The sequence below is a fragment of the Embleya scabrispora DSM 41855 genome (assembly GCF_000372745.1).
Classification (GTDB): Bacteria; Actinomycetota; Actinomycetes; order Streptomycetales; family Streptomycetaceae; genus Embleya; species Embleya scabrispora.
This window is the reverse complement of the sequence record NZ_KB889714.1, coordinates 18,307-42,769: the sequence shown is the minus strand read 5'-3', so window position 1 is coordinate 42,769 and position 24,463 is coordinate 18,307. Positions and strand designations below refer to the sequence as shown.

At 70.5% G+C, this 24,463-nt stretch carries 17 protein-coding genes and 1 pseudogene; 3 read left to right on the top strand and 15 right to left on the bottom strand.

Annotated features, from left to right (window positions below):
- Nucleotides 1-79 precede the first annotated feature (79 nt).
- The 8 genes and pseudogenes from A3IC_RS0143410 to A3IC_RS0143375 form a co-directional block, all read right to left on the bottom strand.
- The gene (locus A3IC_RS0143410; protein WP_020556338.1) at nucleotides 80-2,236 is read right to left on the bottom strand and encodes a DUF6571 family protein; all 2,157 of its coding nucleotides are present in this window, start codon (nucleotides 2,234-2,236) and stop codon (nucleotides 80-82) included.
- Between the two features lie 2 nt (nucleotides 2,237-2,238).
- The gene (locus A3IC_RS0143405; protein WP_020556337.1) at nucleotides 2,239-2,616 is read right to left on the bottom strand and encodes a WXG100 family type VII secretion target; all 378 of its coding nucleotides are present in this window, start codon (nucleotides 2,614-2,616) and stop codon (nucleotides 2,239-2,241) included.
- Nucleotides 2,617-2,766: 150 nt separating this feature from the next.
- Nucleotides 2,767-3,765 (bottom strand): ketol-acid reductoisomerase, encoded by a 999-nt coding sequence (gene ilvC / locus A3IC_RS0143400; protein WP_026219406.1) that lies wholly within the window; start codon nucleotides 3,763-3,765, stop codon nucleotides 2,767-2,769.
- A 140-nt stretch (nucleotides 3,766-3,905) separates the two neighbouring features.
- Complete coding sequence (gene ilvN, locus A3IC_RS0143395) at nucleotides 3,906-4,433, bottom strand: acetolactate synthase small subunit (protein WP_020556335.1); 528 nt, start codon at nucleotides 4,431-4,433, stop codon at nucleotides 3,906-3,908.
- Between the two features lie 42 nt (nucleotides 4,434-4,475).
- A pseudogene (locus A3IC_RS0143390) lies at nucleotides 4,476-6,248 on the bottom strand (acetolactate synthase large subunit); the annotation flags it as partial.
- 274 nt (nucleotides 6,249-6,522) lie between these two features.
- Nucleotides 6,523-9,276: a putative bifunctional diguanylate cyclase/phosphodiesterase gene (locus A3IC_RS59930; protein WP_020556333.1), complete on the bottom strand. Its 2,754-nt coding sequence runs from the start codon at nucleotides 9,274-9,276 to the stop codon at nucleotides 6,523-6,525.
- Between the two features lie 529 nt (nucleotides 9,277-9,805).
- Nucleotides 9,806-11,377 carry a DUF2079 domain-containing protein gene (locus A3IC_RS59925; RefSeq protein WP_020556332.1) on the bottom strand — a complete coding sequence of 524 codons (1,572 nt, stop codon included), beginning with the start codon at nucleotides 11,375-11,377 and terminating at the stop codon, nucleotides 9,806-9,808.
- Between the two features lie 87 nt (nucleotides 11,378-11,464).
- Nucleotides 11,465-12,415, bottom strand: coding sequence for a 2-hydroxyacid dehydrogenase (locus tag A3IC_RS0143375; protein WP_020556331.1), 951 nt, complete (start codon nucleotides 12,413-12,415; stop codon nucleotides 11,465-11,467).
- Nucleotides 12,416-12,504: 89 nt separating this feature from the next.
- Here A3IC_RS0143375 and A3IC_RS0143370 point away from each other — a divergent pair, with 89 nt between their 5' ends.
- Together A3IC_RS0143370 and A3IC_RS0143365 are read left to right on the top strand one after the other, a co-directional pair.
- Nucleotides 12,505-13,665 (top strand): PQQ-dependent sugar dehydrogenase, encoded by a 1,161-nt coding sequence (locus A3IC_RS0143370; protein WP_245599825.1) that lies wholly within the window; start codon nucleotides 12,505-12,507, stop codon nucleotides 13,663-13,665.
- 81 nt (nucleotides 13,666-13,746) lie between these two features.
- On the top strand, nucleotides 13,747-15,534 hold the full coding sequence (locus A3IC_RS0143365; RefSeq protein WP_020556329.1) for a hypothetical protein: 1,788 nt from the start codon (nucleotides 13,747-13,749) through the stop codon (nucleotides 15,532-15,534).
- Between the two features lie 97 nt (nucleotides 15,535-15,631).
- Here the strand turns inward: A3IC_RS0143365 and A3IC_RS72785 are convergent, their stop codons facing one another.
- The 6 genes from A3IC_RS72785 to gatC all read right to left on the bottom strand — a co-directional run bounded on the left by A3IC_RS72785 (nucleotide 15,632) and on the right by gatC (nucleotide 22,745).
- Nucleotides 15,632-18,577 (bottom strand): helix-turn-helix transcriptional regulator, encoded by a 2,946-nt coding sequence (locus A3IC_RS72785; protein ID WP_026219404.1) that lies wholly within the window; start codon nucleotides 18,575-18,577, stop codon nucleotides 15,632-15,634.
- Between the two features lie 101 nt (nucleotides 18,578-18,678).
- Nucleotides 18,679-18,903 carry a hypothetical protein gene (locus A3IC_RS59920; protein ID WP_020556327.1) on the bottom strand — a complete coding sequence of 75 codons (225 nt, stop codon included), beginning with the start codon at nucleotides 18,901-18,903 and terminating at the stop codon, nucleotides 18,679-18,681.
- Nucleotides 18,904-19,196: 293 nt separating this feature from the next.
- On the bottom strand, nucleotides 19,197-20,681 hold the full coding sequence (gatB, locus tag A3IC_RS0143350; RefSeq protein WP_191864094.1) for an Asp-tRNA(Asn)/Glu-tRNA(Gln) amidotransferase subunit GatB: 1,485 nt from the start codon (nucleotides 20,679-20,681) through the stop codon (nucleotides 19,197-19,199).
- Nucleotides 20,682-20,695: 14 nt separating this feature from the next.
- Nucleotides 20,696-20,932 carry a hypothetical protein gene (locus A3IC_RS0143345; RefSeq protein WP_020556325.1) on the bottom strand — a complete coding sequence of 79 codons (237 nt, stop codon included), beginning with the start codon at nucleotides 20,930-20,932 and terminating at the stop codon, nucleotides 20,696-20,698.
- A 17-nt stretch (nucleotides 20,933-20,949) separates the two neighbouring features.
- Complete coding sequence (gene gatA, locus A3IC_RS0143340) at nucleotides 20,950-22,443, bottom strand: Asp-tRNA(Asn)/Glu-tRNA(Gln) amidotransferase subunit GatA (protein WP_020556324.1); 1,494 nt, start codon at nucleotides 22,441-22,443, stop codon at nucleotides 20,950-20,952.
- Nucleotides 22,444-22,448: 5 nt separating this feature from the next.
- Complete coding sequence (gene gatC / locus A3IC_RS0143335) at nucleotides 22,449-22,745, bottom strand: Asp-tRNA(Asn)/Glu-tRNA(Gln) amidotransferase subunit GatC (protein WP_020556323.1); 297 nt, start codon at nucleotides 22,743-22,745, stop codon at nucleotides 22,449-22,451.
- 360 nt (nucleotides 22,746-23,105) lie between these two features.
- Between gatC and A3IC_RS0143330 the strand changes: the two genes are divergently transcribed.
- Nucleotides 23,106-24,026 carry an alpha/beta fold hydrolase gene (locus A3IC_RS0143330; RefSeq protein WP_020556322.1) on the top strand — a complete coding sequence of 307 codons (921 nt, stop codon included), beginning with the start codon at nucleotides 23,106-23,108 and terminating at the stop codon, nucleotides 24,024-24,026.
- 88 nt (nucleotides 24,027-24,114) lie between these two features.
- Here A3IC_RS0143330 and A3IC_RS0143325 read toward each other — a convergent pair whose 3' ends face one another.
- The gene (locus A3IC_RS0143325) at nucleotides 24,115-24,447 is read right to left on the bottom strand and encodes a hypothetical protein (RefSeq protein ID WP_020556321.1); all 333 of its coding nucleotides are present in this window, start codon (nucleotides 24,445-24,447) and stop codon (nucleotides 24,115-24,117) included.
- Nucleotides 24,448-24,463: the final 16 nt, after the last annotated feature.

Here is a 24,463-nt window from a genome sequence, read left to right as displayed (position 1 = left end):
GCCCCACCCCCACCGCGCACGCTCCCCACCCACGGCCCCGACTCCCCGCGCCCGCACCCGCACCCACACCCACACCCCCTCACTCGTGCCCCATAGCCTCCTGTGCCTTCCGTTGCCCCGTGGTGAAGTTGTTGTCCACCGTCAGGTCGTACCCCGGGATCTCGCTCTCTCGGCCGTGTTGACCGGCCCAGTCCGCGGCGATGGTCTGCATGTAGCCGCGTCCCCACGCGTGTTGGTCGGCGATCGTGCGGTCGGCCGCTGCGGAGGTGTCCACCGAGGCCTGCTGTGCGCTGTAGTCGGTGGTCAGTGCGACGATGCGGGACAGCGGTTCGGCCACCATCGTGGGCAGGGGGCTCATCTTGACCGCGCCGCCGACCACCGCGTTGGCGATCTTGCCGTTCCAGGCGACCTGGTCGTTGTACTCCTTGTCGCTGAGCACCTGTTGGTTGCGGATCGCCTCGGTACGGACCGCGTCCAACGCGCCGACCACCTGGGCCGACTGGGCCAGGTGCTGGTCGGCGGTCAGGCCGGCCGGCGGGTCGCCCTTGGCGATGCGTTCCAGGCCCACCGCGATGTAGGAGTGCTCGGCGTCGGACATCGCCTTGAACGCCTTGGGGTCCTCGGCGACCACGGCCATCGTGCGCAGCAGGTCGTGGTCGGGGGTGCCGCCGAGGAAGGTGGCCCGGGCCTCCCCCGAGTTCGGGAACAGCGGGTCCGGGCCCGCCGATCCGCCCGCGCGCTCGTTGCGCAACTCGTTGTGGATGTCCGGCATGTACGAGGCCATCGCATCGCCGAAGCTGTCCCGGTAGTCCTCGAAGTGGCCGCCGGGGCCCTCCTGCCCGATGATGTGCACCGCCTCGGCCATGATCCGGGCGCCGCCCTCGGTGTGTGGGCCGCCGCTCGTGGCGCCGGCCGGATGCCCGGTGGTGGCCGCCTCGAATGCCTTGCCGAACGCGTCGGCGGGCGAGCCCGCGCCGGTGTCCCGGCCCCAGTCGCGCTCCTTGAGCAGGTAGTGCAGATTCCCGCCGCTGGGGTCGAGCACCGTCTCGGCGGCGCCCGGGTTGCGGCCGAGCGCGTCCATCAGGCCCTCCAGCGCGTCGTAGCCGCGCCCCTCCCGGCCCTGTGCGTCGTCCATCAGCGGGAAGCGCTCGCGGATCACCGGGACCGCCTCGTGCAGATCCGGCTTGGACCGGTCGAAGGCGACCATGTCCTTGCCGATGTCACCGAGGAACTGCTTGTCGTAGTCGCCCTGGTGCAGCATGTTGCCGAGCAACTGGTAGCCGTACAGGTAGTGCTTGGGCATGTCGTTGAGCACGAACGTGCGGCTGCGGCCGGCCTCCTTGAGGCCCTCCACCCAGGTCTGGGTGACGTGCGGCTCGCCCTTGGGCTGTGTCGCGGTGGCCAGGTTGGTGCCCAGCGCGTCCTGGATCGCGCGCAGGTCGTCCATGGTGGTGCCGTCGGCGTCGTGGCCGGTCCACTTCTGGCCCCGGTTGACCACGCCCGCCTGGAGTTCGAGCAGGCCGTTGGGGCCGAGCGTGTTCATCAGGTTGGTGGCGAAGATCGACGACTTCTCGTTCCCGTGCAGCAGGTTGCGCAGTTCCTCCAACTCGGCCGGGCTCAGCGTGTCGATCCGCTTGGCCAGCGCCGCCGCCCGGACGGAGTCCGGCAGTTCACCGCCGCCGATCGCCTTCGCGTTGAACGCGGTCGCGCTCGCGCCGATGTCGCCCTTGAGCGCGGACGCGGCGCGGGCGTCCGCGTCGGTCGCGTCCACCAGGGCGCTCTTGAACTTGCCCTGGAAGTCCTCGGACAGTTGCTGCATGCGTGTGGTGTGCGCCTTGATGTCCTCGGGATCCGGCTGGTGTCCCTGCGGCTTGAGCGGGCCCCAGCTCAGCGATCCGTCGTCGTGCACCGCGAGTTCGTGCGCCTGTGCGTCGGCGATCGCGTCGGTGAGCTTCTTCTTCGCGGCGCCGATGTCGTCGGCGGCATCGCGCAGGATCGCGCAGATCGCCCGGTACTCGGTCTTGCCGCCCTCGAACACGTCGTCCAAGCCCCGGTATCGGGTCAACGTGGCCTGCGCGGCAGGGCCGTCCCACTGTCCGGTCACCGTCAGCGACCGCGAATCGGCCCGGATCAACTGCTGTTTGCGATCCAGCCAGGACGCGAAGTCGTAGAACTCCTGGGCGGAATCGCGCAGGGCCTCGGTCTTGAGATCGCGCAGCTGGGCGAAGCCGACCACGCTCAGATCACCTTCCCGCCGGCGAAGGAGGTGGTGACCGCGTGCTCGGTGTGGTCGTAGTTGTCCGCCATCGTGTACAGGCCGTCGGAGATCTCGGACAGATCGCGCCGCAGCCGGGCGGTCTGGTCCTTCCATCGGCCCTCGTTCAGCGGGCCGACCAACTGCCAGCCGCCGAAGGCGGCCTTGGTGTCGAGGGCGTCCGGGACCGGCAGTTCGGTGTTGATCTCGCCGCCGGTGGTCACCAACGTCTTGGCCGAGGTGCGCAGTTGCTGCGACTCGACCTTGGTGTGATCCACCGGGCCGCCGCCGTTCCCGGGCGGTATCACGCTCCGGGGCAGGTCCGGGTTGAGAATCGCGTAGATCCGTGAGGGGTCGCTCATGATCGCCGAGTCAAGCGATCCTGCGATGGCGATCGATACCGACGCGTGGTGAATCCCGCGTTAACGGCGGTGGCCCGATCCGGAAAGTGCCCCGGACCGATCCGGTCCGGGGCACTCACACCGCTGTGAAGGCGGGCAACTCGTCGAGGATCAGCCCTCGTTGGTCACCCAGCTCATCATCTTGCGGAGCTCCTTGCCGGTGGTCTCCAGCTTGTGCTCGGAGTCCGCCTTCACGTACTCCTTGTACTTGGGCAGACCCGCCTCGTACTCCGCCATCCACGCGGTCGCGAACGAGCCGTCCTGGATCTCGGCGAGCACCTTCTTCATCTCGGCCTTGGTGTCGGCCGTGATGATCCGCGGGCCGGTGATGTAGTCGCCCCACTCGGCGGTCTCCGAGATGGACCAGCGCATCTTCTCCAGGCCGCCCTCGTACATGAGGTCGACGATGAGCTTGAGCTCGTGCATGCACTCGAAGTAGGCGATCTCCGGCTGGTAGCCGGCCTCGACCAGGGTCTCGAAGCCCGCCTTGACCAGCGCCGAGGCGCCGCCACAGAGCACGGCCTGCTCACCGAACAGGTCGGTCTCGGTCTCCTCGGTGAAGGTGGTCTTGATGACGCCGGCGCGGGTGCCGCCGATGCCCTTCGCGTAGGAGAGCGCGAGCGCGAGGCCCTGACCCGACGCGTCCTGCTCGACCGCGACGATGCACGGCACGCCGCGACCTTCTTCGTACTGCCGGCGGACCAGGTGACCCGGGCCCTTGGGCGCGACCATGCACACGTCGACGTTGGCCGGCGGCTTGATGAAGCCGAACCGGATGTTGAAGCCGTGCCCGAAGAACAGCGCGTCGCCGTCCTTCAGGTTGGGCTCCACGGCCTCGGCGTAGACCTTCGCCTGGACCGGGTCGGGGGTGAGGATCATGATGACGCTGGCCTCGGCCGCGGCCTCGGCGGGAGTGACGACCCGCAGACCGGCCTCCTCGGCCTTGGCGCGGCTCTTCGAGCCCTCCAGCAGACCGACCCGCACGTCGACGCCGGAGTCCCGCAGCGACAGCGCGTGGGCGTGGCCCTGGCTGCCGTAGCCGAGCACCGCGACCTTGCGGTTCTGGATGATGGACAGGTCGGCGTCGTCGTCGTAGAACAGCTCGGCCACTTCGGGGTTCTCCTTCAAGACAGGGTGTTTCAGGGGCCACGCCCCGCTCGTCATCTTCGCAAATCACGAGCGTGGCGCGTGCCGCTGGTTTGAAATGTGGACCGTGACGGTCCGTCAGGACCGAAGTCCGGACATATCCGTCAGGCCGAGCGCTCGACCGACCGCAGGGAACGGTCGGTGATCGAGCGGCCGCCGCGACCGATCGCCACGACGCCGGACTGGACGAGTTCCTTGATGCCGAACGGCTCCAACATGCGCAGCATCGCGGCCAGCTTGTCGGGGCCGCCGGTGGCCTCGACGGTGACCGCCTCGGGCGAGACGTCGACCGTCTTGGCGCGGAAGAGCTGGACGATCTCCACCACCTGGGACCGCGTCTCGTGATCGGCGCGCACCTTGACCAGCAGCAGCTGGCGCTGCACCGACGCGGGCGGGTCGAGCTCGACGATCTTGAGCACGTTGACCAGCTTGTTCAGCTGCTTGGTGACCTGCTCCAACGGCAGTTCCTCGACCACGCTGACCACGATGGTGATCCGCGAGATGTCCGGATGCTCGGTGGTGCCGACGGCGAGCGAGTCGATGTTGAAGCCCCGACGCGAGAACAGCGCGGTGATCCGGGCGAGGACACCGGGCTTGTTCTCGACGAGGACCGAGAGGGTGTGCTTGGACATGATCGCTGGACTCCTATGCCTTCCTGATGCCCTGTCGGCCTGTCAGTCGTCCGAGTCGCCGAAGTCCGGACGCACGTCGCGTGCGGCCATCACCTCGTCGTTGGACGAGCCCGCCGCGACCATCGGCCACACCATCGCGTCCTGGTGCACGACGAAGTCGATGACCACGGGCGCGTCGTTGATCGACATCGCCTTGTGGATGATCTCGTCCAACTGGTCCGGGCTCTCGCAGCGCAGCCCGACGCAGCCCATCGCCTCGGCGAGCTTGACGAAGTCCGGCAGCCGGCGGCTCTGCAGGTCGGTGTTGGAGTAGCGCTCGTTGTAGAAGAGCGTCTGCCACTGGCGGACCATGCCCAGGGTGCCGTTGTTGATGATGGCGACCTTGATCGGGATGTCGTTGACCGCGCAGGTGACCAGCTCCTGGTTGGTCATCTGGAAACAGCCGTCACCGTCGATCGCCCACACCGTGGTGTCCGGCATGCCGGCCTTGGCACCCATCGCGGCCGGCACCGAGTAGCCCATCGTCCCGGCGCCGCCGGAGTTGAGCCAGGTGTAGGGCTTCTCGTAGCGGATGAACTGCGAGGCCCACATCTGGTGCTGGCCGACGCCGGAGGCGAAGATCGTGTCCGGGCCCGAGATCGCGCCGAGCCGCTCGATCACCAGTTGCGGCGACAGTGAGCCGTCCGCCGGCACGTCGTAGCCCAGCGGGTAGGTGTCGCGCCAGCGGTTGAGCGCGGTCCACCACTCCTGGTAGTCGCCGAACCGGCCGGCCTCGTGCTCGGCCTGGACCGCGACCACCAGGTCGGCGATCACCTCGCGGGCGTCGCCGACGATCGGCACGTCCGCGACGCGGTTCTTGGAGATCTCGGCGGGGTCGATGTCCGCGTGCACGATCTTGGCGTGCGGCGCGAACGTGTCCAGCCTGCCGGTGACCCGGTCGTCGAAGCGGGCGCCGAGCGCGAAGATCAGGTCCGACTTCTGCAGCGCGGTGACCGCGGCCACCGTGCCGTGCATGCCCGGCATGCCCAGGTGCTGCGGGTGGCTGTCCGGGAACGCGCCCAGCGCCATCAGCGTGGTGACCACCGGCGCGCCGGTCAGCTCGGCGAGGATCTTCAGCTCGGCCGACGCGTGCGCCTTGAGCACCCCGCCGCCGACGTACAGGACCGGACGCTTGGCCTCGCTGAGCAGCCGGGCGGCCTCGCGGATCTGCTTCGCGTGCGGCCGGGTGACCGGACGGTAGCCGGGCAGCTCGGGGGTGCCGTTCCAGACGAAGTCGGTGGTCGCCTGGAGCGCGTCCTTGGAGATGTCGACCAGGACCGGGCCGGGACGGCCGGTGGAGGCGATGTGGAACGCCGCGGCGATCGTGGGCGCGATCTCGGCCGGGTCGGTGACCAGGAAGTTGTGCTTGGTGATCGGCATCGTGATGCCGCAGATGTCCGCCTCCTGGAAGGCGTCGGTGCCGATCGCGGCACTGGCCACCTGGCCGGTGATCGCGACGATCGGCACCGAGTCCATGTGCGCGTCGGCGATCGGCGTCACCAGGTTGGTCGCGCCGGGGCCGGAAGTGGCCATGCACACCCCGACCTTGCCGGTGGCCTGCGCGTATCCCTCCGCCGCGTGACCCGCGCCCTGCTCGTGCCGGACGAGGATGTGGCGCACCTTCGTCGAGTCCATCATCGGATCGTAGGCGGGAAGAATCGCGCCCCCGGGGATGCCGAAGACCGTGTCCACCCCTGCGGCTTCCAGGGAGCGGATCAGCGCTTGGGCTCCTGTCACCTGATCGGTCATGCTTTCGTCTCTTCTCGATCTGAAGTCGGCATATCGAGTGGGGCGCGAGGCCCGGACCCGTCGGACTGCAACAAAAAACCCCCCGTGCCGTTAGGCAAGCGAGGGGGGCGCGCGAACCGACTCGGTGGTCAGTTCACGCGCTTCTCAAGTACGAGGATTCGGGTCTGCATGCCCGCGACTCTCCCTCCGCGCCCGTGTACGTGTCAAGCCGGCCCTTCGCACGTCTCAGTATTCGGGATTGTTTGTCCAGGACTGACGGGACGTCATGGTTTCGGCCGGCCCGCGTCCGGGCCCGAAAGCATCACACCTGCGGCCTGGACGCCTGGATCGGCAGCGCCGGGCGGACCTCCGGAAGCGGCTCGGGCCGCGGACCGCGGACCGCGCTGTTGCCCGGCGGCGTCTGGCCGAGCACGTCGAAGATCGCGTCCCCGGAGACCGCCGGATGGAACCAACTGCCCTGCCCGCGCTGGCACCCCATCTCCCGGAGTATGTCCACCTGCGCGTGGCTGTCGATGCCCGCCGCCACCAGGGTCAGCCCGGAATCCAGGCCGAGACGGACGATGGTCGAGGTGAGCACGGTCAGATGCGGACACGTGCCGACCTCGGCCACGAAGGAGCGGTCGATCTTGAGCGCGTCCACCGGCAGTCGGCGCAGGTACGTGAGCGAGGAGTGCCCGGTGCCGAAGTCGTCCAGGGACAACCGCACACCCCGTCGGCGCAGCACCGCGATCCGGCCCAGCAGCAGTTCGTCGCCGTCCGGCAGCACGTTGTCGGTGATCTCCAGGGTCAGTGCCGTGGCGGGCAGGTCGGCTACCCGCAGGGTCTCCTCCAGCACGTCCAAAAAGCCCGGCCCGGTGAGTTGGCGCGCGGCCAGGCCGACCGTGACGCCGATGTCGTGGCCGGCCGCGCGCCAGGTCGCGGCGGCCAGCGCGCTCTCCTCCAGCAGCCTGCGGCCCACCGGCGAGAGTCGGCCCTCGACGCCCGCGGTCAGTCGCACGTGGTCCGCCCGACCGGGCACGGCGCCGTCCTCGACCCGGCACAGCGCCGCCTCCACGTCGCGCACCCGGCCGGTGTCCAGGTCCACCACCGGCTGGTACGAAATGGCCAATCGCCCGTCCCGGTCCATCCGGCGCCGGCCCGCGGCCCGGGCGGCGCGGCGCTCCACGTCCGCGTCCATGTCCGGGGTGTACACCTCGACCCGGCCCTTGCCGCCGTCCTTGGCCCGGTACATCGCGGCGTCCGCGTGCCGCATCAGGTCGGCCGGGGCGATCCCGGGCGCGGAGAAGGCGATGCCGATGCTGGCCGCGACCCGCACCTCGCCGTCCGCGATCCGATACGGCGCGGACAGCGTGGACAGCAGCCGCTCGGCGATCTCCCGGATCGCGCGCGGGCCCGGATCGCCGACCAGGAGCGCGGCGAACTCGTCGCCGCCGAAGCGGGCCACGGTGTCGCCGATCCGGACCGCGTGTTCGAGCCGGCGCGCGGCCTGCACGAGCAGTTCGTCGCCCGCGGTGTGCCCGTAGTTGTCGTTGACCGCCTTGAACCCGTCCAGGTCCACGAACAACACCGCGACCGTGGGGGTGACCCCGCGCCGCTGGGCCAGCGCGTGCTGGATCCGGTCCTCGAACAGGGCCCGATTGGGCAGGTCGGTGAGCCGGTCGTGGAACGCGTCGTGCTCCAACTGGGTCTGTAGTTTGATCCGGTCGGTGACGTCGCGGCTGTTGAAGATCAGCCCGTCGCCGTAGCGGTTGACCGCCGATTCGGTGTGCAGCCAGGTGCCGCCGGCCGAGCGGATCCGACACTCCACCCGCACCATCGCGGGGTCCGCCTCGCCCACCGGCACCGCGCCGTCCAGGAACGCGCGTAGTTCGCGCTGCACACGCGCGCTCTCCTCGGGATGGATGAGCAACTCCAGCCGGGTGCCGACCAACTCCTCCGGCTCGAAGCCGTACACCCGGCGCACCGCGTGGCTGACGTACTGGAGCACGCCGTCGCCGGCCGCGATCATGATCACATCGCTGGAGCCCTGCACCAGGGACCGGAAGTGGCTTTCCTTGGCGGACAGTTCCTGGGCCATGAAGACGTTGTCGACGAGCGTGATGCCCTGCCGCAGGACCAGCGTGACCAGTACGGTCGCGCCGACTCCGAGCACCACCTTGTCCGGGGCGTGCCCGGCCACCGCGCCGCCGAGCACGCCCGCGGTACACACCGCGGCGGCGATGTAGGGGGTGAGCGCGGACAACATCGAGATGGTGCGATGCCGGGGTCGCTGGTGCGCCTCGACCCGCTCGCCGGTCCACGGCGCGATGGCGAGCAGCAGACTGCCCGCGAACCAACCCGCGTCCAACAGCCCGCCGGAGCGATATCCGCTGTTCAACCCGGGTGTGGTCCACAGCGCATCGCTCATCACGGTGACCGCGAGGCCCACCAGCGCCAGATTCAGTGCCGCGCGATCTCCCGAACCGGCCCGAAAGCGCAAGCCGAGGACCATGCTGATCATCAGGATGTCGAGCACCGGGTAGGCGAGGGTGAGCACGATCTTGATGACGTCCGAGCGGTCCCCGTTGGTGTTGCGGGCCAGCGCGAGACTCCAGCCGAGCGTGAACAGCGAGCCCGCGATCAGCCAGCCGTCCAGCGCCATGCAGGTCCATGCCGCGATGCCCCGCGGGCGCTGGGCCACCAGGACCAGGCCGACGATGGTGGGCGGCGCGAACAGCAGGAAGATCACGTCGGTGGGACCGGGCGTGGGCACCGGGACGTCGAGGACGACCTCGTACCAACCCCAGATCCCGTTGCCGAGCGAGACCATCGTGGCCGAGAAGGCGAACAGGGCCCAGGACAGCCGGGCCCTGCCGAATTCGTGCACGGACTTGAGTGCGCACGAGATCGCCGCGACGGCCGCGGCGGCCGCCAGGCCGAAGTCGCCCATGGCGAGCGACAGCGTCGGATTGCCCCAGCCCTGGAGCGCACCGATCGCGTACACGAGACACAGCGGCGCGATCAGGTACTTCAGCTGCCGCTGGGTAGGGGTGTCGGCCAAGATCAGCAGCCGCACCGGGTCGTCGTGGCTCGGCCACTCCGGCAGTGGTCCCCCGGCATTTCGCACTCCCCTCTGCCCGAAGTCGCCCTCACGACGCTTCATGGCACTGCACCGGCCCTCATACCCCGGCCGTGAAGCGGGGCGGTCGGCGCCGGCGCGACGGGGGTGCGACACCCGACCGTGCGCGTCTCTCAACGCCCCACGACTCGGACGATACACCAACCCGTCACTGTGAGCTTGTCTTTCTCAACACAGAGTAACTAATGATGCTCGGCATGGGAGTCCCTTCCCGCGCATTTGTGACAAACTCCCGACACCGGACGGAAAAAGGGGCGCTGATCAGGGCAAACCTGGGAGTTTCAGCGGTGGTCGGGCGGCCTTGCGGAAGGCTCGGAGGCATCCCGGAGCCCCACCGGGGCTCGGCGAGGGCTCGCCGCAGACCTCGACGGGCCGGGCCGGACGGCACCCCCCGGCGGCGGCTCGATCCGGTCGCGGCGAGCGAAGCGGGGCGGGCCGAGCCGGGCCGAGCCGGGGAAAACGGGCTTCAGCTGCGCTTGAGCAGGACCGCGCCCGGTTCGCGCGCGACCTCGGTGAAGCCCTGCCCGATCAGATGCTCGACCCAGTAGCGGGCCCAGTCCTTGTTGTCGCCCCACACCTCGATCGCCGCGTAGCCGGGGCCGGGCAGGATGGTCGGGAAGTCGGTCACCCGTCGTACCCGCGCGACCAGTTGCGGCGAGAAGCTCATGGTGGCCGACACCGTCGCATCGTCCGGAACCCGGTCGAGCACCTTGTGCGCCGAGTGCACCCGGTCCTGAACCGTCCAGGTGCGCTTGTGCAGCAGGTCCATCAGCGGGAAGTCGCGCGCGAACGCCAGCGACACCGCGAGCGGGACGATGGCGGCCTTGGCGGCGTACCGGCGCAACCAGTCCGCCCGCGACGCGCGCAACCGGACCACGCCGTCCACGAAGGCCGCGAACACGATCGGCATCAGCACCGCGCTGTAGTGGAAGTAGGTGCCCCAGTAGAACTCGTTGCCGGAGGTGAACCGCCACAACATGGTGGGCACGATCATCGCCAGGATCGGCGAGCGCAGCGCGATGAACCCGGTGGGCAGCAGCAGGGTGAACAGCGTCATCCACTTCGCGCTGGGCAACACCATCGACTTGGGCAGTTCGATGATCAGCTCGGTGATCGGCACCCGGCTCAGCGGTGTGCTGGGATCCGCGTTGCCGGAGCGCTGGGACGAGTCGAGGTTGCCCCAGAACGCGTACGTGTCGTTCGGGTTCATCGCAGGCAGCAGGACGAAGATCGCCAGCGCGAACGCGGAGACCCCGATCAGCACGTGAGCGGCGGCCAGTTTCCAGCGACGCAGCAGCACCAGCGGCACGGCCGCGGCGGCCAGGGTGAGCCCGAGGTCCTCCTTGACCAGGATCAGCGGCAGCCACCAGGCCAGCGCCTGAAGATGCCGGCCGAGCAGGAAACGATCCAGGCCGAAGGCCAGCAGCGGTACGGCGAACGCGATCTCGTGGAAGTCGAACGAGATGGCCGACTGAATGCCCCAGGACAACCCGTACGCGATGCCGAGCCCGGCGGCCCCGAGCGTGCCGAACGCGCGTGCGGCGATCCGGGTGATCGGTATCACCGAGGCGGCGACCAGGAACGCCTGGGCGACCAGCAGGGTGCTCGGGCCGGGGAAGATCCGGTAGATCGGGCCGAGCAGGGCCAGGATCGGGTGGAAGTGCTCGCCGAGCACGTTGAAGCCGGGCGCCCGGATGTCCGATACCGGCGCCTCGAAATTCGAGTACGCCTTGACCACCTGTTCGAACAGACCCAGGTCGTAGGCATGCGTCTCCATCCGGCGATGCCGGAGTACGGAGTGTGCGGTGTAGATCAGGAAGAAGCACGCCGCGAGCAGGTAGGGCAGTACGCCTGGACCGACTCGCAGGCGGGCCCGCTCGACCACTGCGCGCAGGCCGAGGTCGTGTTCACCCGTTCGGGGAGCGACCACGGGCCGTTCGACGACCGCCGATGCGGTCGGCGCGCCGACCGCATCGGCGCTGTGCGAGGCATCGAACCGCTCGTGAACAGCGCCGGACGCCGTCCCCCTGTCTTCCATGTCTCTCCATCCGGGTCGGCGTGCGCGGGCACACCGTACCGGTGTCGGCCCTGCCCGAGCAGAGCGCGATCGCACGGTTTCGGTTGCTCAGTCACGCACGATGTTCGCCGGAGCCATCCCTTCGGACCAGCGTTCGAGCTGCTCGCGGATCAGCCGCAGGGCGCGCGGCAGGAAAGCGGACGAGCTGCCACCGACGTGCGGGCTGATCAACACACCGGGAGCGAAGCGCAGTGGATGGTCGGCCGGCAGCGGCTCGGGTTCGGTGACATCCAGCGCCGCGCGGACCCGACCCGTACGCAGTTCGGTGAGCAGCGCGTCGGTGTCCACGACCGCGCCGCGCGCGACGTTGACCACGAGTGCGCCGTCGGGCAGCCGGCTCAGGAAGTCCGCGTCGACGAGACCGCGGGTGTCCGCGGTGAGCGGGATGGTGAGGATCACCACATCGGCGTGCGGGAGCAGCTCGGGCAAATCGGCCATCGCTCGGACCGGTCCGTGCGGGCCGAAGCGGGCGCTGCGGGCCACTCGGACCACGTCCACCTCGAAGCCCTGGAGCCGGCGGTCCACCGCCTCGCCGATCGCCCCGTAGCCGACGATCAGCACCCGCTTGTCGGCCAGCGCGGGATAGAACCCCGATCGCCACTCCCCCGCGTCCTGGCCGCGCACGAACGCCGGGATGTCGCGCAGCGCGGCGAGGGTCAGGGCGAGCGCGAGTTCGGCGGTGCTCGTCTCGTGGATGCCGCGGCCGTTGCACAGCGTCACGCCGGGCGGCAGGTAGGGCAGTACGTGTTCGTAGCCGGCGGTCAGCGTCTGGATCACCCGCAGCCGGGGCATCTCCGCGATCCGGTCCAGCGGAGGGCGGTCGAACATGTACGGCAGGACGTAGAACTCGACGTCGGCGGCGGTGTCGGGAACCGGGCCGCCGACGCCGTCGTAGACATCGACGATCGAGCCGGTGCCGTCGCCTTTGTCGAGTTTGCCGGGGAGGGGGGCGAGTTGCTCCAGGGGGTACGGGACCCAGATCCTGCCGTCGGTGACCATGGCACGAACTCTAAATGTCGTGTCGGCCCCCTCCCTCGCGGCCTCGATCCGCTTAGGGTCGAGGCATCTCGAGAAGGTGGTGTTTTCCGGTGCGCGCACGCCGTCCGAAGCCCCGTTGGCCCTGTGTGGCGCTCGCCGTCGCGGTCGCGGCCGGGCTCACCGCGTGCGGTTCCGACGACGACTCGTCGCACGGCGAGGCCACGGCTCGGCCCACCGCGCCGGTGGCCGCGACGCAGGCGCCGAACGTGCCGGCGGGGCCGACCGCGACCGGGGTCGTCGAGCCGATCGTCACCGGGGAGATCGCCCGGGATCTGAACACGCCGTGGGGCGTGGCACTGCTGCCGGATCGGGACGCGCTGGTGTCCTCGCGCGACACGGGCACGATCACCCGCCTCGGCCCGGGCACCGCGACGCCGGTGGTGGTGGGCACGGTGCCGGGTTCGGCGCATCGCGGGGAGGGCGGGCTGCTCGGGATCGCGGTGGCTCCGACGTTCGCGACCGACCACTTCCTGTACGCGTATCTCACCACCGCGCAGGACAACCGGATCGTTCGGATGACCTATGTACCGGGGCAGCCGTTGGGGCAACCCGAGGTGCTGCTCGCCGGGATCCCGGCGGCCTCGAACCACAACGGCGGCCGAATCGCGTTCGGCCCGGACGGCATGCTGTACGCGGGCACCGGCGAGGCCGGGCAGAAGGCGTTGGCCCAGGACGAATCCTCGCTCGGCGGCAAGATCCTGCGGCTCACCCCGGAGGGCCGACCGGCGCCCGGCAACCCGTTCCCGAACTCCCCGGTGTGGAGCCTGGGCCACCGCAACGTCCAGGGGCTCGCGTGGGATTCGACCGGCCGGCTGTGGGCGAGCGAGTTCGGCCAGGACACCTGGGACGAGCTGAATCTGATCCGCTCCGGCGCCAACTACGGCTGGCCGGTGGTCGAGGGCACGAGCGACAAACCCGAGTACGTGAACCCGGTCGCCCAGTGGGCCACGGACGACGCCTCGCCGAGCGGCATCGCCATCCTGGGCGACGTGGTGTACCTGGCGGGCCTCAAGGGCGAACGCCTGTGGCAGGCACCGATCCTGGGCTCCACCGTGGCCGAACCCAAGGCCTGGTTCCAGGGCAGGTACGGCCGGCTGCGCACGGTCGTGGCGGTCGGTCCGGGCGAACTGTGGCTGGTCACCGGCATGACGGACGGCCGGGGGACGCCCCGTAAGGGGGATGATCGGATCCTGCGCCTGGTAACAGGCTGAGCCTTGACGCGAGCCCTCTCCCGTCCGCCTCGGACGACGTCCGAGGCGGACGTTAGCGTGGGGACGTGAGGGAGGGGATCCATGGACCAGGGCCTGCTGTTGGTGCTGAGTGAGCTTGCCGAAGCCGACGTGGAGGGCGTGTTCGTACGGTTGGCGGGATTGCGCGGGCTCCACGCGATGGTGGCCGACGAGATGCGCGTGTCGGACGCGTTGGTCGAGACGATCGCCGCCCACGGCAGCGTCGGAGCGATCGTTCGGGCCGCGGCCAATCCGCGGCTGACGCCCGATCAACTGTGCCTTTTGATCGAGGCCGGCGGCGACCCGGTGGTGGCGGGGGCGTTCGTACCGGACGAGGAGGCCGAGGCCGGCCTTTGCGAGGAGGCCGCCGGCGACGCGGACGAAATTCTCGATCGCGGGCGACGGGAGTTGCGGCGGACGGGGGTTACGGCCGAGCGGGCGCTCGCGCTGCTGCGCGCACATCCCGTGCTCGCGCACACCGCCCGACGGGGCGGCTCCGCACGTGTGTTGCATGCCCCGGACGCGCCGGTGACCCGGACCGAGGCACTGGACCAGGTGGGCCCCGCGCTGCGGGCCGGGGTGCTGGCGCCACGCGAGATCCTGACCCGGATGCGGCCCGCGCGGGTCGCCGCCCAGGTGCTCGCGGTGGTCTCGCGCGAACACGCCTACGTCACCGGTGAAGTGGCGATCCACGAGTTGCTCAGGCCGGGGATCGTGACGACACTCGGCGCGAATCCGGCGGCATGGGCACACGTGGCCCGCACACTCGGGCGCTTCGCCGGCACCCTGCCGGAGTTGTTCGCGGCCGCCGCGGCGCACTCGGGTGAGGCCGCGATCGAGGTTCCCGCCGCCGTCCGCCCGTCCGTGGTCTTTTTGCTCCGCAGGCTGAACGCGGACGAACTGACCGCCCTGATACCGCATCTCGACCACGCGGCGGCGGCCGCACTGCTCCCGGGCAACGTTCCACCGCTGCCCAACGTCACCGAGGCGGCGCTGCGTTGTGGACATCCCGCGCTGCTCGAAGTGCTCGCCCAGCACCAAAGCCTCGGGCGGCACTACGCCGGACGTCTCAAGGACCTGGGCGACGACCACCTGGACCGTCTCCTGGTGGACAACCGCTCCGGCGTCACCGCCGAGTTGCGGCGCGAGATCTACGCCGGCCGGCGGGCCGACCGGCCCCGCGAGCCGATGCACCCCGACCTGCGGAGCCGGTTGATCGACGAACCGCACTTCGGGAGCGAGCCCGAGGCCTACGCGCTGTCCGGCGACCCGGCGCTGGTGGACCACGCGCTGCCGCAGTGCGAGGCGCGCAAACTGCGCCGGATCGACTGGATCGACATCGTGCTGAGCCTGTGGGAACGGGCCGATCCGACGGTGGCCGGCGACATCCTCGACCGGCACGGCGCACTGTTCCCGGACCGGATCCGCAGCACCGCCCGGGCCGCGCTGGCCGCCGAGGACCCCACCCCGCTGCGGGAGTTGCGGGCCCGCTGGGACCGTGGTCCGCGCGCCGAACCGCCCGTTCCCGAACATCGCCGGCCGCCCGCCGACCGCGTCCGCGACACTCCCCTGGACCAGTGGCACTCCTGGCTCTCCGCCGCGGTCACCGCCGGCGAATTGCCCACCGAGGAGGTCGTCCGGCACGCGCGCCCGGCCCGGCACGCGTTCGAGGCGCTGGTCTCGATCGACGCCTACCACTGGGCACCCGGCAATCCCCGCCCGGCGCTCGCGCGACTCGCGAAGCGGATCGGCGCGAATCCCGAGGCATGGGTCGTTCTCGCGGGGCTGACCGCCGACTTCTCCGGCACACTCGGTGAACTCGCCGACCTGTCCTGCGCGGCTGCCGGCTAGCGGCGGTTTGTTATCGGTCGGCGCCGGCCGTACCCCACCCGTTGCCTTGGCTGCGGAGGTCGGGTTTCACCGGCATCGGGTGGGCTGCTCCGGCCCTCTAGCCGTCGACCAGGTGCAGTCGGTGGGCCACGGCGGCGGCTTCGCCTCGGCCGGTGACTTCGAGCTTGGCCAGGATGTTGGACACGTGGACGCTGGCCGTCTTGACGCTGATGTAGAGCTCTTCGGCGATCTGTCGGTTGCTGCGGCCGTCGGCGACCAGCCGCAGCACGTCGATCTCGCGTGGCGTCAGGGTCGGCAGCGGCGTGCCCGGGTCGCCCTGGGCGGTGGGGGCCATCCGGGCGCGGCGGGTGAGCAGGTCGATGAGTTCGCGCAGGGTCTTGGCGTCCAGGAGGACGGCCACCTCCGCGGCGGTGGCCAGCGGGAGCGCGGCGGCGTCGCGGTCGCCGGCCGCGAGGAGGGTCTCCGCGTGCCGGAATCGGGCCCAGGCCGTGCGGTAGGGCTGCTCGGTCAGCTCCCAGGCGCACACGACCCGTCCCCACAACTCGGCGTCGTCGGTGCCGGCCGCCCGGGCCAGCTCGGCCTTGACCAGCGATGCGTACGCCGCGTCCAGCGCGCAGTCCACCGCGAGCGATCCGGCCATCGCCTCGATCCGGTCGGCGATGTCCTGGCGGGCCTTGAGTTCGGATTCGCGCGGACGCACGGTCGAGGTGCGCGCGTCCGCCTCGTTCGCGGCCGCGTCGGCGAGCAGCTGCCACATGTAGCGCTGGTGTCCCGGCGGGCAGCCGACCCCCTCCAGGGCCGCGACCAGCGCCTCGCGGGATTCGTCCAGCCGGCCCTGCGCCTCGGCCACCCGAATCTCGGCGCGCGCCAGCGGGATCGCGTATTGCGCCTCCACGTAGCGCGAGCCGGCGGCCAGCCGGGACCGCTTGAGATGCGCGGTCGCACCGCGCACGTCGCCCCGGGCCAGGCACAGGTCGACCAGTTGCAGTTCGAGATGGCGGGTGGTCTGCGGTCCGGGGTCCAGGTCGAGGGTCTTCTCCACCAGCGTCTCCAGGTCGGCCCAATCGCCGGCCGAGAGCAGCGACTCGGCGAGGTTGCCCAGCGCGAACGAGCCCGACGTGCGGGTGAGTCCGCGCTCGCCGGCGATGTCCATCGCGCGCCGCGCGGCCACCGCGCTCTCCCGGTGCCGGCCCAGCCCCTCCAGCAACGACGCCTTGTTGCTCAGGATGTGCACCAGGCTGTCCGGCTCGCTGCTCCTGATCGCGCCTTCCTCGGCCAGCGCGAGTTGCGCCATCCCCTCCTCGATCCGGCCGATCTGCACCAGGCCGCACGCGAGCGTCTTGCGCGCCTCCGCCTCGATGTCGGGGCTGTCCACGGTGCGTGCGCGCTCCAGCGCGAGCATGGCCTCGGCTATCGCCTCGCTGCCCTCGCCGTCGAGCATGCGGTCCCGGGCGATGTGCGCGAGCACCCGGGCCTGTTCCATCGACGGCGGCAGCCCCTCCAGGATCTGTTGCGCCCGGCGCAGCTCCGGCCTGCCCGAGGAGCGGCACAGGTTGCGCAGGCCGCGCGCCTTCTCCCGCCACAGGAACGCGGCCAATTCGGGTTCGGCGACCGGGTCCACCAGTTGGATCGCGCGCTTGCAGAAGTGGATGGCCAACTCGCGCTCGCTGCCCAGTCGAGCCGCGGTGACCGCCTCCATGTAGATGTCGAGCAGGCGACGACCGCTCAACTGCTCGGGATCGGGCACCTGCTCCCACAGCAGCAGCGCCCGCTCCAGCAGCCGGGTGCGTTCGTCGAAGGCATACCGCTCGCGTGCCGCCTCGGCCGCGGCGAGCACCGCGGGCAGCGCCTTGACCGCCTTGCCGGCGTGGAACCAGTAGGTCGCGATCCGCCCGCGCAATTCGTCGGCCGCGACCATGTCCGGGCAGCGCTCGAGCGCCTCGGCGAAGGTGGCGTAGAGGCGGACCCGCTCACCCGGCATCAGGTCCTCGCGGATCGCGGTGCGCACCAGCGAATGGCGGAACTGGAACTCCTCACCGACCGGCACCAGCACGTGCGCGGACACCGCCGTGCGCAGCGCCTCCTCCAGGCGATCCGGGTCCAGCCAGGAGACCTCGGTGAGCAGCCGGTGGCCGACGGTGACCCCGCCGATCGCGGCCAGTCGGATCACCTTCTGGGTGTCCTCGGACAACTCCTCGATCCGGATCAGCAGCAGATCACGCAACGTGTCGGAGATGCCGGTGAGTTGTCCGTCCCGGATGCTGCACGCGAGCTCCTCGACGAAGAACGCGTTCCCCTCGGACTTCTGAAAGATCTGGCGAGTCAGGCGCCGCGGCGGATCCTCGCGCAGGATGCCGCGCAACTGCTCGCCGACCTGGGCCCGGGTGAGCCTGGCCAGGTCGATCCGGGAGACGTTGTGCACCCGGTCCAGCTCGGCCAGGAAGGACCGCAGCGGATGCCGCCGGCCGACCGCGTCCGCCCGATACGTCCCCACGATCAGGATCCGGCCGGTGCGCAGCAGCCGGAACAGGAAGCCGAGCAGCTCACGGGTGGACGAGTCGGCCCAGTGCAGGTCCTCGATCGCGATCACGAGCGTACGGTCGCCGCCCAGTCGCTCCAGCAGGCCGAGCATCAGCTCGAACAGCCGGACCCGGTCGAACTCGCCGTCGCGCGCGATCGCGCCCGGCGCCAGGTCGGGCAGCAGCCACGCGAGGTCGCGCTCGCGCCCGGCGACCGCCTCGGCCAGTTCGGGGCCGATCCGGCGGGAGAGGGTGCGCAGCGCCGCCGAGATCGGCGCGAACGGCAGACTCTCCGCGCCCAGCTCCAGACAGCCGCCGACGGCGGTCACCGCGCCCTGTGCCTCGGCGCGCTCCAGGAACTCCTGGAGCAGGCGCGTCTTGCCGACGCCGGCCTCGCCCCCGACGAGCACGACGCCCGGCGTGCCCTCGTCGGCTTCGCGCAGGGCCGTGAGGAACCGCGCCATTTCCAATGACCGGCCTACGAACACGGGAGAAACAGAAGTACTCGCCACAGTGCCGAGCATGTCATGTTCCTCCGCTTCGCAGCCGGGGTTTTCACGCCCGGCGAAACCCGTTTGCGCAGGTCAACCAACAGGTTTCGGCGGGCGTGGCGGGCATCACGTGCTTACCGCGCGTGCAGGTGCAGACCGGATACCCTCCACCCGATCAGGCTGCGATCGGAGCTGAGCCCGCCGGCGCCTCGGCCGGTTCGCCGCTCCTCGCGCCGGGCCACCCGGGCCGCCTTGGCCGCACGCCGGCCGGCTCGCAGCGCCTCGCGGACCATGCGGTCCTGGTCGGCGGTCGCCCGCAGCTCGCGCTCACGGGCTCGGAACAGTTCGTACTCCAACATGGTGTCGACCTCCTGGTCCCCCGAACCGGTCGCTCCGGCTCGTGCTACGAGCCTCGCGTCCCAGGGGGCCCGCGGACATCGGTCGGATGCCGCATCCGCGGTGCTCGGCTCGTCCGGGATCGATCTAAGGCGCCTGGGGAGAACCCGATAAGGGGGTCGTACAGACCTCAGGAGAACCCCGGCCGAACATCGCGTCGCGGTGGTCCGCGGGCGCACACCGGGCAGATACGGCCGAGGGCCCTCGATCGCACCGCGATCGAGGGCCCTCCTCGGTGGGACCGAGTGGTGTTTCGTCAGGACACGCCCAGGCGCTCCAGGATCAGCTCGCGCACCCGGGCCGCGTCGGCCTGTCCGCGGGTGGTCTTCATGACCGCGCCGACCAGGGCCCCGACCGCCTGCACCTTGCCGCCGCGGATCTTGTCGGCGATGCCCGCGTTGGCCGCGATCGCCTCGTCCACGGCCGCGCCGAGCGCGGAGTCGTCGGAGACGACCTTGAGCCCGCGCGCCTCGACCACCGCGTCCGGCTCGCCCTCGCCGGCGAGCACGCCGTCGATCACCTGGCGGGCCAGCTTGTCGTTCAGTTCGCCGCTCTCGACCAGCGCCGCCACCCGCGCGACCTGGGCCGCGGTGATCGGCAGCGTGGCCACCTCGACGCCGCGCTCGTTGGCCCGCCGGGACAACTCGCCCAGCCACCACTTGCGCGCCGCGTCCGCGTGGGCCCCGGCGTCGATCGTGGCCAGGATCACGTCGAGCACACCGGCGTTGACCATCGACTGCATCTCGAAGTCGTTGACGCCCCACTCGGCTTGGAGCCGGGCGCGGCGCAGCGACGGGAGCTCGGGCAGCGTGGCGCGCAGCTCCTCGACCCACTCGCGCGAGGGCGCGACGGGCACCAGATCGGGCTCGGGGAAGTAGCGGTAGTCCTCGGCCTCTTCCTTGATCCGGCCTGCGGTGGTGCTGCCGTCGTCCTCGTGGAAGTGCCGGGTCTCCTGCACGATGGTGCCGCCGTCGGTCAGGACGGTGGCGTGCCGCTGGATCTCGAACCGGATGGCCCGCTCCACCGAACGCAGCGAGTTGACGTTCTTGGTCTCGCTGCGGGTGCCGAACTTCTCCCGGCCCTTGGGGCGCAGCGACAGGTTCGCGTCGCAGCGCATCTGGCCGAGTTCCATCCGGGCCTCGGACACCCCGAGCGCGCGGATCAGCTCGCGCAGCTCGGCCACGTACGCCTTGGCCACCAGCGGGGCCAGTTCGCCCGCGCCCTCGATCGGCTTGGTGACGATCTCGATCAGCGGGATGCCGCACCGGTTGTAGTCGAGCAGCGAGTAGTCCGCGCCGTGGATGCGACCGGTGGCGCCGCCCATGTGCAGCGACTTGCCGGTGTCCTCCTCCATGTGCGCGCGCTCGATCTCCACCCGCCAGGTCTTGCCCTCGACCTGGACGTCGAGGTACCCCTCGAACGCGATCGGCTCGTCGTACTGCGAGGTCTGGAAGTTCTTCGGCATGTCCGGATAGAAGTAGTTCTTCCGGGCGAAGCGGCACCACTCGGCGATGTTGCAGTTGAGCGCGAGGCCGATCCGGATCGCCGACTCGACCGCGACCGCGTTGACCACGGGCAGCGCGCCGGGCATGCCCAGACAGGTCGGACAGACCTGGCTGTTGGGTTCCGCGCCGAACTCGGTCGAGCAGCCGCAGAACATCTTGGTCGCGGTGCCCAGCTCGACGTGGACCTCCAGGCCCATCACCGGGTCGTAGGTCTCCAGCGCGTCCTCGTAGGACATCAGGCTGGTGGTACTCACAGGACGTCGGCCTCCGTCAGCTCTTCCTCGACCTCGCGCATGGCACGGATCAGCAGCGCGAAGCCGGTGACCACGGCGGCTGCGCTGATCACCGCGTCGGCCAGCTCCAGCTTGTCGTTCTTGCCGCGGGCCTCCTTGATCTGCTTGAGCACGCCGATCGCACCGAACAGCTGCATGCCGACGCTGAAGACCTTGGCGACGTTGCTCTTGGGGGCTTTCTTCTTCTTGGCCATATCGACTCCTCGAAAAGTCAGAGCGCGGGTGCGCGGTCGAGCAGCGGGGCACCCCAGCGGGACAGGTACGCGGCCTCGACGGCGGCGCCCACCCGGTACAGCCGGTCGTCGGCCATGGCCGGCGCGATGATCTGCAGGCCGACCGGCAGGCCGTCCTCGTCCGCGAGGCCGCACGGCAGCGACATCGCGGCGTTGCCCGCGAGGTTGGACGGGATGGTGCACAGGTCCGCGAGGTACATCGCCATCGGGTCGTCCGCGCGCTCCCCGATCGGGAACGCGGTGGTCGGCGTGGTCGGCGAGACGAGCACGTCCACCTGCCCGAAGGCGGCCTCGAAGTCGCGGGTGATGAGCGTGCGAACCTTCTGCGCCTGGCCGTAGTACGCGTCGTAGTAGCCCGAGGACAGCGCGTACGTGCCGAGCATGATCCGGCGCTTGACCTCGGCGCCGAAGCCGGCCTCGCGGGTCAGCGACATGACCTCCTCGGCCGAGTGCTCGCCGTCGTCGCCGACCCGCAGGCCGTAACGCATCGCGTCGAAGCGGGCGAGGTTGGACGACGCCTCCGAGGGGGCGATCAGGTAGTAGGCCGGCATCGCGTAGGTGAAGTTCGGGCAGGAGATCTCGACGATCTCGGCGCCCAGTTCGCGCAGCAGCTCGACCGCCTCGGCGAAGCGCGCCAGCACGCCCGCCTGGTAGCCCTCGCCGGCGAACTCCTTGACCACGCCGATCCGCAGGCCCTTGACGCTGCCGCTGCGCGCGGCCTCGACCACGTTGGGCACCGGGGCGTCGATCGAGGTCGAGTCGAGCGGGTCGTGCCCGGCGATCGCCTCGTGCAGCAGTGCGGCGTCGAGCACGGTACGGGCGCACGGGCCGCCCTGGTCGAGCGAGGACGAGAAGGCGACCAGGCCGTAGCGGGAGACGCCGCCGTAGGTGGGCTTGACGCCGACCGTGCCGGTGAGTGCGGCGGGCTGGCGGATCGAGCCGCCGGTGTCCGTACCGATCGCCAGCGGCGCCTGGAAGGACGCGATGGCGGCGGCCGAACCACCGCCGGAGCCACCGGGGACCCGGCTCGGATCCCACGGGTTGCCGGTCGGGCCGTACGCGGAGTTCTCGGTGGAGGACCCCATGGCGAACTCGTCCATGTTGGTCTTGCCGAGGATGACCACGCCCGCGTCCTTGAGCCGGCGGGTCAGCGTCGCGTCGTACGGCGGCTTCCAGCCGTCGAGCATTTTCGACCCGCACGTGGTCGGCACGCCCTTGGTGGTGAACACGTCCTTGAGCGCGAGCGGCACACCGGCCAGCGGGCCGAGCCGGTCGCCGCGCGCGCGGGCGTCGTCGACGGCCTTGGCCGCGGCGAGCGCGCCGTCCGCGTCCACGTGCAGGAACGCGTGCACCTTGGCGTCGACGGCCTCGATGCGGTCCAGGTGGGCCTGGGCGACCTCGACGGCGGTGACCTTGCCGTCGGCGATCGCGGAGGCGGTCTCGGCCGCGGTCCAGCGAATGGTCTCGGTCATGGCCGTCACTCCTCTCCCAGGATGCGGGGCACCCGGAAACGCTGCTCTTCGGCGGCCGGCGCACCGGACAGCGCCTCCTCGGGACTGAGCCCGGGGCGGATGACGTCCGGTCGCATGACGTTCGTCAACGGCAGCGGGTGCGAGGTCGGCGGGATGTCGTCGGCTGCGACCTCGGCGACGCGGGCGACCGCGCCGATGATGTCGTCGAGCTGCGCGGCGAGGTGATCAAGCTCCTCGGCCCCGAGCTCCAGCCGCGACAGCCGGGCGAGGTGGGCGACCTCCTCGCGCGTGATGCCAGGCATGCAGGCGGGTTCCTTCGGTTTCGTCGGGTGTGGGCGCCAAGTCTATTGCGAAGCCGGAACGGATTCCGTGACGGACCGACCGGCCCGGATCGCGTCCCGCCCAGGGCCGCCCGTCGGCCCTCGCGTCGGCCCCGCACCGCCGGCCAGGTGCGTGCATTTCCGGCCGGATGGCACATCTCGTCGAACAACCCGGAAGTAACTTCACTCAAATGCCAACTTCCGTTACCGACTGGGTAAGAGAACCTTGCGAAGCCACTCTCCGGTCTGCGTCCCCCCGCGTCGATCGGCCTTTCGCACAACTCTTGGGCCCGGCGTCCGAGAGCGCGCTCGTCAAGAACTCGGGGCTTGGGAGGGGACACGATGGCCGCCATCGTGCTGGTACACGGGATCGCGCAGGAATACAGGTCGGCCCACACGCTCGAGGAGGAGTGGGTCCCACGACTGGCCCGGGGAGTGAAGGCCGCGGGGTTTCCCGAGGTCGCGGATCGTCTGTGGAAGTACCGCCACACCCGTCGCGGGATCGACGCGCGGATGGCGTTCTATGGTGACCTGCTCCGCCGACACCCGTCGCAGGGCGAGATGATCGACGAGGACATCCAGCACGAGGTGACCGCGCGCATCGGTCGCGAATGGCTGGATCGCGCCGCGGTTCGCGGTTCGGTTCCGCCGGAACGGCAGCGCGCGGCAAGGGAGATCGCCCGCCTGGAGGGCGGGCCGGGGGAGACGGGTCGCACCGTCGTGCTCTCCCCCACGTGTGGGCTCGCCGGGTTGCGCTGGTTCGCCGCCGACGGACCGGGCTCGGCCGGTGGCTTCGTGAACAAGGCGCTGACCCAGCTGACCCGATACCTGACGGATGATCAGACCCGGAATCGGGTGCTCGATCGAGTCGGTGCCGAGATCGGCTTCGACACCAAGGTGGTGATCGGGCACTCGCTCGGTGCGGTGGTCGCCTACGAACTCGCCCACCGGCTGCGCAGACCGCTGCCGCTGTTGATCACGCTCGGGTCGCCGCTCGGTCCGGACACCGTCGTCGACTCGTGGGTGCGACCGCAGCCCGCGCAGCCGCCGGCGTTCGTCGAGAACTGGGTGAACCTGGCCGATCGTGACGACCTCGTGGCCGCCGATCCCACTCTGTCGCGGATGTTCCCGGTCCCCGCGGAGGGTGGGCCGGTGCTGCGGGGTGGTTACACCGGTGAGCATGGGGCGGAGCCGCACAAGGCCTGTTTCTACCTTCAACGGCGCGAGATAGGCCGGAGTGTGGGGTTGGCCTTCGGTTCCTGAGATCGGGCCGTGCGGGTGGGCCGTGCGGGTGGGCCGTGCGGCCGATCGGGCAAGGGCTTCGGTGTGGCCGGCCTGCGGCCTGCTGTCCTCAGGCGCCGGACGGGCTACTTGGCCTCAAACGCCGGCCGGGCTGGATTTTGGCTCGGCCGGCGTTTGAGGTTGCCGGTCGGGCTGGATTTCGGTCCGGTCGGCGTTTGAGGTTGCCGGTCGGGCAGGCCCGATTCATGCCGGTGGTCGGCGCGTTCGCGAGGGCTCGCACCTCGCCCTTGTCGATGCTCAACGCGACCAGGCCGACCAGCCGGCCCTTCGCGTGTTCGGCCACCGCCGCGTCCGCCGCGCGTTGGAGCCGCGGATCGATCGTGGTGGCCACCGGACCACCACCGGCGGCGGCCGGCTTCGGCGCGCCGAACTCGGCTGTCACAAATGTGTCATATGTA